This window comes from Pseudomonas sp. B33.4 (genome assembly GCF_034555375.1).
In the GTDB taxonomy this organism is placed as follows: domain Bacteria; phylum Pseudomonadota; class Gammaproteobacteria; order Pseudomonadales; family Pseudomonadaceae; genus Aquipseudomonas.
This window is the reverse complement of record NZ_CP140706.1, coordinates 3,607,500-3,620,661: the sequence shown is the minus strand read 5'-3', so window position 1 is coordinate 3,620,661 and position 13,162 is coordinate 3,607,500. Positions and strand designations below refer to the sequence as shown.

Here is a 13,162-nt window from a genome sequence, read left to right as displayed (position 1 = left end):
AGTTGTTGCAACGGGCAAGTATTGTCGGCGCGTTCAGTGCGTTGGCGAGCAGTCCGGCATTGGGCCAGTTGCTGCGGGCGCCACGCTTGATTCCGTGGCGCAACTGGTCGGGCGGGCAGAGTTGCCTGCCAGCGGCGCGGCTGGCGCCGAAGAATCTCGATGAGCTGGTGGCCGTGATCCAGCAGGCACAAGGCAAGATCCGCCCGGTCGGTTCGGCGCACTCGTTCAGCGCGCTAGTGCCCACCGACGGCACGCTGTTGTCGTTGAGCTATTTCAACGGTCTGCTCGATCACGATGCGAAAACCCTGCAAGCCGAGTTTGCCGCCGGCACACCGATGTCACGCATGGGCGTACCGCTGAAAGACATCGGCCAGGCCCTGCAAAACATGGCCGACATCGATTACCAGACCCTCGCCGGAGCCATCGCTACCTCGACCCATGGCACCGGCAAAAACTTCCAGTCCTACTCGGCCCACGTCTGCGGCATGCAACTGGTCACCGCCAGTGGTGAGGTGCTCGACTGCGACAGCCAGCGCCACCCGGACGTATTCAACGCTGCGCGCGTCTCTCTCGGCGCCCTCGGTGTGGCAACAAAAATCCGCCTGCAAAACCGCCCGGCCTATCGCCTGCGCGAGCGCCAATGGATCGCCAAAACCGAAGAACTGCTCGAAGACCTCGACAACAACACCCGTGAAAACCAGCACTGGGAAATGCTCGTCGTCACGCATTCCGACTATGCCTTGTCCATCGCCCTCAATGAAACCGACGACCCGGCCACGCCGCCGATCAGCCCGGAAGAAGAGGGCGGCAACGAGTTCGTCACCCTGATCGAGAAGATCGACAAGTACGGCAGCGACTTCCCCGACCTGCGCCGCACGCTGCTCAATAGCCTGCGCCATCTGGCCAGTTTCGATGATCGCGTGGGTGATTCGTTCGACATCTACGCCAACGTGCGCACCGTGCGTTTCAACGAGATGGAATATTCGGTACCGGCTGAGCACGGCCCGGCCTGCCTGCGCGAAATCCTCAAGCTGATTCAGGACAAGGACCTGCGCACCTGGTTTCCCATCGAGTACCGCTACGTCAAGGCGGATAACATTGCGCTGAGCATGTTCGAAGGCCGCGACAGCTGTTCGATTTCCGTCCACCAGCATTACCAGATGGATCATCACAATTTCTTTGCGGCGGTCGAGCCGATTTTCTGGAAGTACAACGGCCGGCCGCACTGGGGCAAGTTGCACACGCTCAACGCGAAAAACCTGCAGCCGTTGTATCCACGCTGGCGCGAGTTTGTCGATGTGCGCCAGGCGCTGGATCCGAGCGGGCGGTTCCTCAATGCGCATCTGTCTTCGATTTTGGGGGTGAGTTGATGGCGGTCAATCGACGTAATTTTCTCCTCGGTACATTGGGTGTCGGCGCGTTGTTGGTGGGGGGTGGCGCGTGGTTGCGACCGGGTGATCGGGGCGCGCCGTACAGCGATTATTTCCGCGCACTGAACAAAGAATTGAAGGACAACGGGCCAATGCGCCCGGTGCTGCTGATCGATCTCGATCGTCTCGATCACAACATTGATGTGGTGATGCAATCGGTCAAGCGCGGCGGCAAACAATTGCGTCTGGTGGAGAAGTCGCTGCCGTCACCGGGGCTGTTGAGCTACATCGCACAACGTGCCGGAACGCAGAAGCTGATGTCGTTTCATCAGCCGTTTCTCAATCACGATGCACAGGTTTTTCCGCAGTCCGACATTCTGCTCGGCAAGCCATTGCCGGTGCGTTCGGCAGAGCTGTTTTATCAATCCCACAAAGGCCCGTTCGATCCCGCGAAGCAACTGCAATGGCTGCTCGACGGTCCCGAACGTTTGCAGCAATACCTTGCGCTGGCTCAAGGACTGGGCACGCGGATGCGCATCAACATCGAGCTGGATGTCGGCCTGCATCGCGGCGGGGTCAGTGATGAGCAGGTGCTGGGGCAGATGCTTACGCTGATCAGCGCCAACCCCCAGCATCTGGAATTCGCCGGGTTCATGGGTTACGACCCGTTCGTGGGTATGGGCGTGCCGGGAGTTCTCGGCTCACCCGAGGAGCTGTTCGCCAAGGTCATGGTGATTTATCAGCGCTGCGTCGATTTCACCCGGCAGCAATTTCCCGCGTTGTGGCATGACGGCTTGTGCCTGAACACCGCTGGCAGCCCGAGTTATCGCATTCATGAAAACGAGAAACTGAGTACCGAGGTTTCCGTGGGTACGGCGATGCTCAAACCGACGCACTATGATTTGCCTTCGCTCACCGAGCATGTGCCCGCGACCTACATCGCCACGCCAGTTCTAAAAAGCACGGGGGCTGTGAACATCCCGGCGCTGGATGACAAGTCAAAACTGTTCTCGTGGTGGGACGCGAATCAGCGTCAGACTTTCTTCATCTATGGCGGCAACTGGATGGCCGAGTTCGAATCGCCCGCTGGTCTGCAAAGCAACGGCGTGTATGGCCGCAGCTCCAATCAGGAAATGGTCAACGGCTCCAGTGCAGTCGGCCTCACTGTGGAAGACCAGGTGTTCCTGCGCCCGACCCAGACCGAAGCCGTACTTCTGCAATTCGGCGATCTGCTCGCCGTGCGCAACGGCAAGATCGTCGACACCTGGCCCGTCTACACCTGACCTGAAATCACCACAAATCCCCTGTAGGAGTGAGCCTGCTCGCGATAGCGGCCTGTCAGTTGATATTTATTTGGCTGACACACCGTTATCGCGAGCAGGCTCACTCCTACATTGGATGCGTGTACACCCATACGCGGTAATGAAGCTTTTATGACAAAAGTTCGGTAGCACATCGCCAGTCCGGTCATGCCTATGTAACGCGCTTGAGGGGCCCAACGGGGCGCTTTTCACAAGCCGAGGCGGGACGCCGGGAGTGAGGCAATGGGGACTATGGAACGCTACTCGAAAGTGGGCATGCAGGAACTCGATCAACGCTTGTCGAAGATCGTCGAAGCCGCGCGCAAGAAGCCGGTTTCGGTGTATCGCTACGGCGCGCCGTGGGTCTGGATTGTCTCGCAGGATGACTGGCAGGGTGCCTTGAAAGAGGTGTCGAGCTACATTCCGCCGGGCCATTCGCTGGTGTTGCTGCGCCCGCAGATCGACGACTTGCTCGACGCCCACCGCGAGCTCCTGCACGACCTCAATGCCGAGCCGGGCATGCTGATTCCCGCGCAAACGGTGATGCACATCCTGCTCCTGCAACTGCTCTATTCGGTGCCCAGCGAACAGCAACTGTATGAACAGCTCAATTACAACCTGCTGTTCCGCTGGTTCGTCGGTCTTGGCCTGAACCAGAAAGTCTGGAGCTTCAACGCCCTCAGTCGCGACATCGCCACGTTGCTCAACGAGCCGCGCGCGGTGCTGCTCATTCAAAAAATCATCGGCGAAGTGTTCTGCGGTGCCTTGCTGCAAATGCCCGAGTTCTCGCTGAACTTCGCGCTTTTGCACACGTGGCTGGGCAAACACGCCTGCGCCTCGACAGCCAGCAATTGACGCCATACACGCGGCGTTCGAAACGCCAACAGGTCATCGCGAATTCAGGGGGTAGTGTGGAACCGATTTTCAAGTCACGGCTGGCGCTGTGGGGCTGGCTGCTGGTGACGGCGGGCGCGCAGCCGGCATTGGCCGAAGAGGCTGCCGAAAACGCGGCGGCGAAGCGTCTGGTCGACGTCAACGAATACTTCGTGCGCGGCAACACCGTGCTCGATGCGCGGGCGATTGAGGAAGCGGTCTACCCGTTTCTTGGCCCGCAAAAAGCCCTCAGCGATATCGAAGGCGCACGCGATGCCTTGCAGAAGGCCTATCAGGAACGTGGCTATCAATCGGTGTTCGTCGAACTGCCGGAGCAAGCCGTCGCTGACGGCATCGTCTATCTGCAAGTTAGCGAAACCAAGGTCGGCCGCGTGCGTGTGGTCGGCGCCAAACACTATTCGCCGCTGGACATCCGCGACGACGTCCCGGCGCTGAAGGAAGGCGAGGTGCCGGACTTCGCCAAGGTCCAGGGCGAACTGGCGCAACTCAACAAAACCCCGGGCCGGCAAGTCATGCCGCTGGTGCGCGAAGGTCAGCGCCCCGGCACCATGGACGTCGATCTGCAGGTCGAAGACCAGAACCCGTGGACCGCCAGCGTCGGCCTCAACAACGACTACAGTGCCGACACGGAAAAGCTGCGCACCGTCACCAGCCTCGGCTACAACAACCTCTGGCAACTCGGCCACAGCATCTCGCTGACGTACTTCACCGCACCGCAGGAAACCGACAACGCCAAGGTCTGGTCGGGCTCCTACACCGCGCCGCTGACCGAGCGCTGGAGCGTGCAGTTCTCCGGTTATCAGTCCGACAGCAACGTCGCCACCATCGGCGGCAGCAACGTGCTCGGCAAGGGCCATTCCTATGGCGTCTCGGCGATCTACACGCTGCCCTCCAGCGGCAACTGGTCGAACTCGCTGTCGGCCGGCATCGACTTCAAGGACTTCGACGAACGCCTGACCCTGTCCGGCGAAAGCGACAAAGTCCCGCTGCAATACGCACCGTTCACCTTCGCCTACAACGGCTATCGCTACAGCGAAAAGAGCCAGCTCGGCCTCGGCCTGAGCCTGGTAGCCGCCACTCGTAGCATTTTCGGCTACGGCAGCTCCGACGAAGACTTCGACTACAAACGCTACCGCGCCAAACCGAGTTTCGCCGTGCTCAAGGGCGACACGAATTACACCTGGACCTTCGACAGCGACTGGCAGAGCGCGAGCAAAGCCGCATTCCAACTCGCGTCCGGGCCGCTGGTTTCCAACGAACAATTCTCCGCCGGTGGCGCTACTTCGGTGCGCGGCTATCTGGCCGCCGAACGCACCGGTGATGACGGCTTGCTGCTCAGTCAGGAAGTGCGCACGCCGTCGCTGGCCAAGTACGCCGGCACGTGGATGCAGGACTGGCGTTTCTATGCCTTCGCCGAAGGCGCGCAACTGTATCTGCGCGACGAACTGCCGGATCAGGACGCCAATTACGCCCTGGCCAGTGTCGGCCTCGGCACCCGCGCCAGCCTGAGCAAATGGCTGTCCGGCAGCCTCGACTGGGGCTACCCGCTACTCGAAGGGCCGAACACCTCGAAGCAGGAATCGCGCCTGCACTTCAACCTTCAAGCCACTTTTTAAAGGAGCACGTTCATGCAGCGCCTCATTCTTTCGTTGTTGATCTGCCTGGGCTTCGTGCTCCCGGCCACGGCTCAGGCCTGGTGGCAGGACGACTGGCACTACCGCAAACAGATCGCCGTCGACACCACGCCGCAAGGCGCGGCGATCAATCAGGCCCTCGGTCGCACGGCGCTGCTGGTGCGCCTGCACACCGGCAACTTCACCTTCGACGGGGTGAAGGAGGACGGTTCGGATCTGCGCTTTGTTGCTGCCGATGACAAAACCGTGTTCAACCACCAGATCGAGAGTTTCGACGCATTGATGGGCATGGCGCTGATCTGGGTCGATTTGCCGAATGTCGAGGGCGGTCAGCGCCAGGACATCTGGATGTACTACGGCAATCAGAAGGCCCCGGCGACCGGCAACGGCCAGCTAACTTTCGATCCGAATTACACCGCGCTCTATCACTTCGACGGCGCCACCGGCACCCCGGCCAAAGACACCACCGCCTACGGCAATACCGCGCAGAGTGCGACCGGCGCGGCGATTGACGGCGTCGTCGGGCGCGCGTTGCAGTTCAGCGGCCAGCCGTTGTTGCTGCCGGCCAGTCCTTCGCTGCAACACAACGCCGGCAGTGCGTTCACCTTCAGTGCCTGGCTGCGTCTGGATCAGGCCAATGGCGAACAACTGATTCTCGCCCGTCGTGAAGGCGCCAACAGCCTGCTGGTCGGTGCCAATCAAGGTGTGCCGTTTGTAGAGATCGACGGCCAACGTGTCGTCGCCTCCCAAGCGCTGAATCCGGGCCAATGGCAACACGTCGCACTGACCGCTGAAGGCTCGAAAGTGACCCTGTTCATCAACGGTCGCGAAGCGGCCACGCTCGCTCAGGCGATGCCCGCATTCAACTCGGTCATGGCCATCGGCGCTGACGTGCACGAAGGTCCGTTCCAGCCGTTCGTGGGCGCTATCGATGAATTGCGCCTGTCGAAGGTTTCACGCCCGGCGGCGCTGTTGCTGGCCGACGCAACCTCGCAAGGCGCCGAGTCGAAACTGGTGGCTTACGGTGTCGACGAAGAACAGTCCGGTTTCGGTTTCGGCAGCCTTGGCTTCCTGCTCAACGCCGTGCCAATCGACGCCTGGGTGATCATCGCCGTGCTGGTGCTGATGATGTTCCAGTCGTGGATCATCATGCTGCGCAAGAACCGCAGCCTCAGCCGCGTGTCTGCCGCCAACGAAGACTTCCGCGTGCAGTTCGCCAAGGTCGGCACGCGTCTGGAGATGTTCGCCGACGACGTGCAACTCGCGCAGCGTTTGCAGCATTCGTCGCTGTGGCGCCTGTACCTGGTGGCGGTCAAAGAAATTCGCACCCGCCGCGAGCAGGGCGCCGATACCTCCTCGGTTTCGGCTGCGACCATCGAAGCGATCCGCTGCTCGATGGACGGCGTGCGTACCCGCGAAAATCAGCAGCTCAGCTCGAAGCTCTCGACCCTGTCCAACGCCATCGCCGGCGGCCCGTACATCGGCCTGCTCGGCACCGTGCTGGGGATCATGGTGGTGTTCCTCGGCACAGCGATGGCCGGCGACGTCAACATCAACGCCATTGCTCCGGGTATGGCCGCAGCCTTGCTCGCCACCGCCATGGGCCTGTTCGTCGCGATCCCGGCGTTGTTTGGCTACAACCGCCTGATCACGCGCAACAAGGAAGTCAGCGCCGACATGCGCGTGTTCGTCGATGAGTTCATCACCCGTCTGGCGGAGATGCACGGCGAGAGTCAGTTCAGTGAGTCGTCGCATCGCGGCCATCACGCCAACCACTCTCTACCGGCCTGAGGAGCACTGACATGGCGTCCGTAAATGCCTCCCACGACGATGATGAAGATGCAGCAGTGGACAGCATCAACATCACCCCACTGGTCGACGTGCTGATGGTGGTGCTGGTGATGTTCATCCTCACCGCTACCGCGCAGGTCTCCGGGATCCAGATCAACCTGCCCAAGGCCAGCGCTTCGGTGTCGCTGTCCGAGGCCAAGACCAAGGCGATTTCGGTGAATGACGGCGGGCAGGTTTTCCTCGACGCTTACCCGGTGACGCTGGCCGAGCTGGAAGAGCGCCTGCGCATCGAGAAGGCGCAGAGCCCGGATTTCCCGGTGATCGTGCGCGGTGACGCCACGGTGCAGTACCAGAAAGTCATCGAAGTGCTGGACCTGTTGCGCCGGCTCGAACTGTCCCAGGTCGGTCTTGTGACCGGCAAACCGAGTCAGGGCTGAGTCATGACCGCACAACTCCCGATCGAGCCGCTGCCGGTGAAAAAGCAAGCGCTGCGTTACGCGAAGTGGGGCGCCGGATTGCTGATCGGCGCGCTCGCTGCGTGGTTCCTCTGGCAGTGGGCCAACGACATGAGCGGTATTCGTCGTGAAGCGCCGAAGGTGCCGACGATCATTCCGTTGCCGCCACCGCCACCTCCGCCGCCGGAAAAACCACCGGAACCGGAAACCCCGGTGGAAGAGAAAGTCGTCGAGCCTGAGCCAACGCCGGAGCCGGAAGAGGTCAAGCCCGAGGAAGAAGCGCCGCCATCACCGGCGGACGATCTGGCCAACCCGATGCAAATGGATGGCGATGCGCAGTCCGGCAACGACGCCTTCAACATCGGCGCGGGCAAGGGTGGCGGCATGGCCGGTGCCGGCGGCGGACGTTTGGGCACGGGGACATACAGCCAGTTTCTGGCGTTCACCTTCCAGCGTTTGCTGCGCGAGAACCCCGAGCTGCGCAACCTCGCGTTCTCGTTGCAGGCCGATGTCTGGCTGAGCAGCGTCGGCGAGATCACCCGGGTCGAGCTGATCAAGTCCAGCGGCAACCCAGAGATTGATACGCAAGTGCTGGCCGCGCTACGTGGCGCGCCGGCGCTGAGCGAACGGCCTCCGGCCTCCATCACGTTGCCTGTGCGCCTGTCCCTGCAAGGGCGGCGTCCGGGTTAATTCACTTATTTACGCTTTGGCAAAAGGAGTTGTGTGCAGATGATTTCCAACGTGAATCGATTGTCCCTGGCGGTCGGCATGGTCATTGCGACCCTGGTCGGTCAGGCCGTGGCAGCGCCCGCGCCCTCGGAGAACGCCACGATCAATCTGATCCGCTTGCTGGTCGAGCAGGGCATTTTGAAACAGGACAAGGCCGACGCGCTGATCGCTCAGGCGCAGAACGAAGCCGCCCAGGCCAAACAGGCTGCGGCATCCACCGCCGTAGCCGCTGGGCCCGTGGCGGCGCCGGGTGACGTCCGTGTGCAATACGTGCCGGCAGCGGTGCGCGACCAAATCCGTGATCAGGTCAAAGCCGAAGTCATGGCCACCGCTAAACAGGAAAACTGGGCCGCGCCCAACAGTTTCCCGGAATGGGCTGCGCGCATCAGTTTCGACGGCGACATTCGCTTGCGCAACGAATCGCGCTACTACTCGGACAGCAACAGCAACGAGATCGTCGACTTCGCCAAGCTCAACAACAACGGCCCGTACGACGTCAATCCGAACAGCAGCACCAATCTGCCGCCGCTGCTCAACACCCGCGAAGACCGTACCAACCAGTTCCGCATCCGTGCGCGGCTGGGCATGAAAGCCGAGATCTCGCCGCAATGGACCGCTGGCATTCGTATCGGCACCGGCTCGGACAACAACCCGGTATCGACCACGCAAAACCTCGGCGGCGGTTTCGCCAAAAAGGACATTTGGCTCGATCAGGGCTACCTGAACTGGAAGCCTACGGATGAATTGACCCTGACCGGCGGGCGCTTCGCCAACCCGTTCATGTCCACCGACATGCTCTATTCCAATGACTTGAATTTCGATGGCGTCGCGGCGATTTTCGACCACAAGCTCAACCGCGATTGGGGCGTGTTCGGCACCGTCGGTGCGTTCCCGGTGGATTACACCAACGACACTGCCAGCAGCAACGGCTTCGACAAGGAAGAAAGCGACAACAAATGGCTGTACGGCGCGCAGATTGGCGCCAAGTGGGCGATCAACAGCAACAACCGCTTGAAGGGTGCATTGGCGTACTACCGCTTCGACGACATTCAAGGTCAGCGCTCCAGCCCTTGCGAACCGTGGGCCGGCGCACCGGGCTGCGACAGCGACGGCAGCCGCGCGGCGTTCATGCAGAAGGGCAACAGCGTGTTCCTGCTGCGCGACATCACGCCGAACCCGCTCAACCCGACGACTACGCCGCAGCCGCAGTTTGTTGGCCTCGCTTCGGAATTCAATCTGCTGGATCTGAACATGGTCTGGGACGCCGACCTGCCGGAAGACTTCAAACTGCGCAGCCAGGGCAACTACATCCACAACCTCGCGTACGACGAAGGCGACATGCGCAAGCGCTCGGCCGGGCAGATCGTCAACAACCTCGACAGCAACGGCGACATCGAAAGCGGCGCCAATGCGTGGATGGTGCAGTTCACCCTCGGCAGCGAGCTGGACCTGAAAAAGCAGGGCGACTGGAACATGTTCGCCGGCTACAAATACATCCAGCCTGATGCCTTGCCGGACGGCTTCAACGACTCGTCGTTCCACCTCGGCGGCACCAACGCCAAGGGTTATTTCATCGGCGGCAACTACGGTCTGGCGAAGAACGTTTACGCCACCGGTCGCTGGATGAGCACCGAAGCGGTGTACGGCGCGCCGTTCGACATCGACGTCTTGCAGCTTGAGATCAACACGCGCTTCTAAGGCGCCGGGAGAGGGTTATGAAAACGCGTTTGTTGGGTCTGGGACTGGGATTGTTGATTGCCACTGGAGCGCATGCCGAAGGCATGGAAGAACGCCTGCGCACGCAATTGCGCAGCACTACGCAACAGTTGCAGGCCCTGCAAAGTCAGCAGGCCCAGGCCAGCGCCGCGCAACTGGCGGCGCAGAACGAGGCCAAGGCTGCGCAGGCGCAAATCAAGCAATTGAGCGCTGAACTGGCCAAGGCCAAAGGCGTTGCCGAGCAACTGGCCGGGCAGCAACAGAGCCTGCACAGCCAGGCGCAGGCACAAGTGGCGGCCAGCGCCGAGCAGACCGGCAAGTTCAAAAAGGCCTATGACGAGTTGCTGGTCATGGCCCGTGCCAAAGAGGCAGAACGGTCTAAGCTTCAAGCGCAATTGACTGAACGTGACACACAAGTGCAGCAATGTTCAGTCAAGAATCAGCAGATGTACGGCGTCGCCAAACAGATCCTCACTGCCTACGAAAACATCGACGTGGCCGAGGTGATGAAGATCCGCCAGCCCTTCGCGGGCAGCGCCCGGGTCAAGTTCGATGAACTGGCCCAGGGGTTCGGCGATGACCTTTACAAGACTCAATTCGACGCGCCGCAAGCCGCGCTCACGCACTGATAAACAAGGAAGAAGTAATGACTCAATTGATCAGCCACGTATCGCCAAAATCCCTGACCGAAGTCCTGCAAGCGGCCGGTTATCGCGTCAACGAAACCGAACAGAACGGTATTGTTCAGTTGCTCAGCGCCAGTCAGGGCATCGGTTACGCCGTGCGTTTTGGTAATCCGGCGGTGGAGCAGGGCAGCTACGTCGATTTCACTTTCAGCTGTGCGCTGCGGGTGCAGGGTGAGTTGCCACAGGGCGTGGCCGAGCAGTGGAACGCGAGTCGGCGTTTTGCGCGGTTGTCGTTGCAGGGCGAGTTTCTGGTGATGGAAATGGACGTGGTAGTGGCGGCGGGCGTGAGCAACGATCACCTGCGTGGCAACCTGGAATTGTGGGATCGCCTGCTGCAAGAGTTCATCGTTTATCTGCGTGATTTTACCCAGAACGGCAGCGCGCAGACCGCCAAAGTCGCCGTTGCCGAGCAAGAGGAAGTCGCGCTGTGAAAAAGCCTGCCATGGTGATCAGCGCCGCTGCGGTGGCGTTGTTGGTGGTGGCCGTGGCGCTGGTGGTGCGGCCGGGCAGTGACCCGGTCGCCGCCCAGCAATCGTCGCCGCTGGCGGCGGTTGCTGCGGGGCCGGCGGTGGCGCGATTGGGTAATCAGCAGGTGTCGCCTGACGAGTTGCAAGCATTGCTGGCAACAGTGCCACCAGAGACTCGCGAACAATTACGCGGCAATCGTGAGGCACTGGAGCGCTGGATTCGCACGCGTCTGGCCGAGAAAGCGGTGCTGGAGCAGGCCGATGCGCAGGGTTGGGCGCAGCGTCCGGAGGTTGCGCGGCAGACTCGGGCGGCGACTGAGCAGATCGTGTTCCGTGATTACTTGCGTTCGGTCAGTGAGGTGCCGGCAGATTATCCGAGTGCGGCTGAATTGCAGCAGGCCTATGACGCCGGCAAGGCGAACTGGCAGACACCGCCACTGTATCGGGTCAGTCAGATTTTCCTTGGGGTGAGTGATCCGCAGACGCTTGAAGCGGTGCGCAAGCAGGCGCTTGAACTGAGCAAGAAAGCGCAGGCGACGCCGACAGAATTTGCTGCATTGGCGACTCAATATTCACAGGATCGCGTCACCGCTGAACGTGGCGGTGATAGCGGTCTGCAACCGTTGCAGCAACTGGTACCGGAAGTGCGAGGCGCCGTGGCACGTCTCAAGGTTGGCGCCGTCTCTGATCCCGTCCAAAGTGCCGCCGGGTTCCATGTGATCAAGCTCACCGAGCAACAACCCGCCCGTACCGCAACCCTCGATGAACTGCGCGATCAACTGACCCAGGCCTTGCGTGCGCAACGCCAGGAGCAAATCGCCCAAGCCTATCTGGACGGCATGCTCAACACCGCAACGCTGAGCATCGACGGCGCCGAACTGAACAAAGCCCTCGAGGAAAAACACTGATTTCACCTTCACCACAAACCCCCTGTAGGAGTGAGCCTGCTCGCGATAGCGGTGGGTCAGGTTAGTCAATGTCAACTGACCGGACGCTATCGCGAGCAGGCTCACTCCTACAGGGAGCTGCGTAAGACAAATACAAAGATCGACAGGGAGTCATCGATGTCATTCACCGAACCCGCAGGACGCCAGGGCACCAGCGATTACCGCTGGCCACACGACAACAGCGAACCGTGGCTCGCACACGCCGCGACCATCGACGCCGATGTCGCTCAATACTTCCTGGTCAGCGCCCGCTGCGGCTGCTTCATGCAAGCCGCACGCAGCCTCAACGTGCGCTCGACCTTGCTGCGCAAACAACTCGCGCAGCTTGAGCAAGAACTCCAGCACACCCTGTTCAGCTTCCAGGGCAGCGCCTTGAGCCTGACCCGCGAAGGCCAGCAACTGCAGGCCAAACTGGTGGCGCTGGCCAACGAACGCAAACTCCCGGTAATCGAACAACCATTGATTCGCCTGGCTGTCGCCGAATCGATCCTCCACGACATCCTTGGCCGCGACCTCATCGCACTGCTGCGCCGCAACGCCAGCGTGCGTCTGGAAATCATCGCGCTGGACAGCGAACTGTCCCTGCGCGCCGTCAGCGCCGACATCGTCCTCTGGCTGGCCAACGGCGAAACCCCGCACCCCGGCCCGACGTTCGCCACCAGCGAACCACAAGCGCTGGCGCGCCTCGACTACCTGCCACACATCGCCAAACGCTACTCCCGTGTCACCGCGCGGCCGGACACCCCTGATGACCTCGCCGACTTCATGCTGGTGCAATGGCAACATGATCGACAGATCGACAGCTTTCGCCCTTGGAATGAACTGGTTGAACAGCGTCTGGCCGGGGTGGTGCAGATGCAGTCTTATGAATTGATGCTGGAGATGATTCGCTGCAGCGCGTGCATCGGGTTGTTGCCGGCGTATATGAGCCGCTTCGATCGGGGCCTGATCGCACTGCCCGGATTATTCGCCGAACCCATGCAATTGCAGGCTTGGCTGGCGGTCAACGCGGACTCACAAAATATCAGCGAAGTCCAAACCCTGACCGACCTCATCCACCACACCTTCAACGAACGCCATGAATGGTTCCAGCCTTAACGCGATCCCCCTGTAGGAGTGAGCCTGCTCGCGATAGCGGTGTGTCAGATTGATCAATGTTGACTGACATACCG

At 61.1% G+C, this 13,162-nt stretch carries 12 protein-coding genes; all 12 read left to right on the top strand.

Annotated features, from left to right (window positions below):
• Positions 1–41 precede the first annotated feature (41 nt).
• On the top strand, positions 42–1,370 hold the full coding sequence (locus tag U6037_RS15765; RefSeq protein ID WP_322847334.1) for a D-arabinono-1,4-lactone oxidase: 1,329 nt from the start codon (positions 42–44) through the stop codon (positions 1,368–1,370).
• A 74-nt stretch (positions 1,371–1,444) separates the two neighbouring features.
• On the top strand, positions 1,445–2,653 hold the full coding sequence (locus U6037_RS15760; protein ID WP_322847333.1) for a DSD1 family PLP-dependent enzyme: 1,209 nt from the start codon (positions 1,445–1,447) through the stop codon (positions 2,651–2,653).
• Between the two features lie 261 nt (positions 2,654–2,914).
• Entirely contained in the window at positions 2,915–3,526 is a 612-nt protein-coding gene (locus U6037_RS29465) for a transposase (RefSeq protein WP_007915478.1), read from the top strand.
• A gap of 56 nt (positions 3,527–3,582) precedes the next feature.
• Positions 3,583–5,181, top strand: coding sequence for a ShlB/FhaC/HecB family hemolysin secretion/activation protein (locus tag U6037_RS15750; RefSeq protein ID WP_322843635.1), 1,599 nt, complete (start codon positions 3,583–3,585; stop codon positions 5,179–5,181).
• Between the two features lie 12 nt (positions 5,182–5,193).
• A complete protein-coding gene (locus U6037_RS15745; protein ID WP_322843634.1) occupies positions 5,194–6,990 on the top strand; it encodes a DUF2341 domain-containing protein in 1,797 nt (598 codons plus the stop codon).
• Positions 6,991–7,001: 11 nt separating this feature from the next.
• The gene (locus U6037_RS15740; protein ID WP_007915482.1) at positions 7,002–7,427 is read left to right on the top strand and encodes an ExbD/TolR family protein; all 426 of its coding nucleotides are present in this window, start codon (positions 7,002–7,004) and stop codon (positions 7,425–7,427) included.
• A gap of 3 nt (positions 7,428–7,430) precedes the next feature.
• Positions 7,431–8,135: an energy transducer TonB gene (locus U6037_RS15735; protein WP_322843633.1), complete on the top strand. Its 705-nt coding sequence runs from the start codon at positions 7,431–7,433 to the stop codon at positions 8,133–8,135.
• A 39-nt stretch (positions 8,136–8,174) separates the two neighbouring features.
• Complete coding sequence (locus tag U6037_RS15730) at positions 8,175–9,872, top strand: putative porin (protein WP_322843632.1); 1,698 nt, start codon at positions 8,175–8,177, stop codon at positions 9,870–9,872.
• Between the two features lie 17 nt (positions 9,873–9,889).
• Positions 9,890–10,519, top strand: coding sequence for a DNA repair protein (locus tag U6037_RS15725; protein ID WP_322843631.1), 630 nt, complete (start codon positions 9,890–9,892; stop codon positions 10,517–10,519).
• Positions 10,520–10,536: 17 nt separating this feature from the next.
• Entirely contained in the window at positions 10,537–11,007 is a 471-nt protein-coding gene (locus tag U6037_RS15720) for a YbjN domain-containing protein (protein WP_122595734.1), read from the top strand.
• A complete protein-coding gene (locus U6037_RS15715; protein ID WP_322843630.1) occupies positions 11,004–11,951 on the top strand; it encodes a peptidylprolyl isomerase in 948 nt (315 codons plus the stop codon). The genes U6037_RS15720 and U6037_RS15715 overlap by 4 nt, the downstream gene beginning before the upstream one ends.
• A gap of 156 nt (positions 11,952–12,107) precedes the next feature.
• Positions 12,108–13,088: a LysR family transcriptional regulator gene (locus tag U6037_RS15710; RefSeq protein WP_322843629.1), complete on the top strand. Its 981-nt coding sequence runs from the start codon at positions 12,108–12,110 to the stop codon at positions 13,086–13,088.
• The last annotated feature ends 74 nt before the right edge of the window (positions 13,089–13,162 follow it).

Bases quoted from the DNA above. Each gene is read 5' to 3' on its own strand.
- U6037_RS15725 (WP_322843631.1), top strand. From the start codon at position 9,890: ATGAAAACGCGTTTGTTGGGTCTGGGACTGGGATTGTTGATTGCCACT.
- U6037_RS15720 (WP_122595734.1), top strand. From the start codon at position 10,537: ATGACTCAATTGATCAGCCACGTATCGCCAAAATCCCTGACCGAAGTC.
- U6037_RS15740 (WP_007915482.1), top strand. From the start codon at position 7,002: ATGGCGTCCGTAAATGCCTCCCACGACGATGATGAAGATGCAGCAGTG.
- U6037_RS15710 (WP_322843629.1), top strand. From the start codon at position 12,108: ATGTCATTCACCGAACCCGCAGGACGCCAGGGCACCAGCGATTACCGC.
- U6037_RS15730 (WP_322843632.1), top strand. From the start codon at position 8,175: ATGATTTCCAACGTGAATCGATTGTCCCTGGCGGTCGGCATGGTCATT.
- U6037_RS29465 (WP_007915478.1), top strand. From the start codon at position 2,915: ATGGGGACTATGGAACGCTACTCGAAAGTGGGCATGCAGGAACTCGAT.
- U6037_RS15735 (WP_322843633.1), top strand. From the start codon at position 7,431: ATGACCGCACAACTCCCGATCGAGCCGCTGCCGGTGAAAAAGCAAGCG.
- U6037_RS15745 (WP_322843634.1), top strand. From the start codon at position 5,194: ATGCAGCGCCTCATTCTTTCGTTGTTGATCTGCCTGGGCTTCGTGCTC.